The 720-nt window shown below is 76.1% G+C and carries 1 protein-coding gene and 1 pseudogene; both read left to right on the forward strand.

What is annotated here, in order from left to right; genetic code table 11:
- Window positions 1-237, forward strand: a pseudogene (locus ACFW2E_RS44305) (hypothetical protein); the annotation flags it as partial.
- Between the two features lie 59 nt (window positions 238-296).
- Window positions 297-720 (forward strand): DUF6519 domain-containing protein (locus ACFW2E_RS44310; protein WP_384477098.1); only part of this gene is annotated, 424 nt, incomplete at its 3' end.

Here is a 720-nt window from a genome sequence, read left to right on the forward strand (position 1 = left end):
GCGCCCGCCCCGGCGACCGGGTTCGGGCCGCTGTTCGCCTCCCCGCGACACGGGACGCCCTGGTACGCGCAGTTGGCGGACCGGTGCGCCGAAGAGATCCGGCGCGGCGCGGACGCGGGGGGCGAGCCGGGCGCCTTCCACGACCTGTACCGGCCGCAGCGCGAGGACGGCCTGCGGGCCCGGCTCGCCGAGTACACACCCGCGGGTACCGACGCCGGGATCTTCTTCGTGACGTGAAGCGCCCCGCCCCTCACACGCCCGACCTGAGACAGCCCGAACCAGGGGGACCCCTTTCCATGCACGCTGACCTCTCCCGCGCCACGTTCCGACCGGAGCGGCACTACTCCGCGGTCATCGCCCAGCAGGGCCGCGTCCAGCTCGACGCCGACCTCAACGAGCAGGCCGCGATCGAACTGCACCGGACACGCACTCTTGCCGCCGACCTGATCGGCCGGCACGGCGGGCCGCGCGACGCGACCGGCTTCCGGATCGAGTACGTGGGCGGCAAGCACGACATCGACACCCTGTACATCCACGGCGGCCGCTACTACGTCGACGGCATCCTGTGCGACGCGGACCGCCCGGCGCCCGGCACGCCCGTACCCGACGAGGACCCGTGGCTGGTCCGGCCGGACGCCCGCGCCCGCGGCCCCCGCAACCCGCGGGAGCCGGGGGGGGGGCGCGCCCGGGGGGAGGGCCAGGGCGCCCACGGCACGGGCG

Origin of the sequence: Streptomyces sp. NPDC058964 (genome assembly GCF_042741275.1) — a bacterium.
Lineage (GTDB): Bacteria > Actinomycetota > Actinomycetes > Streptomycetales > Streptomycetaceae > Streptomyces.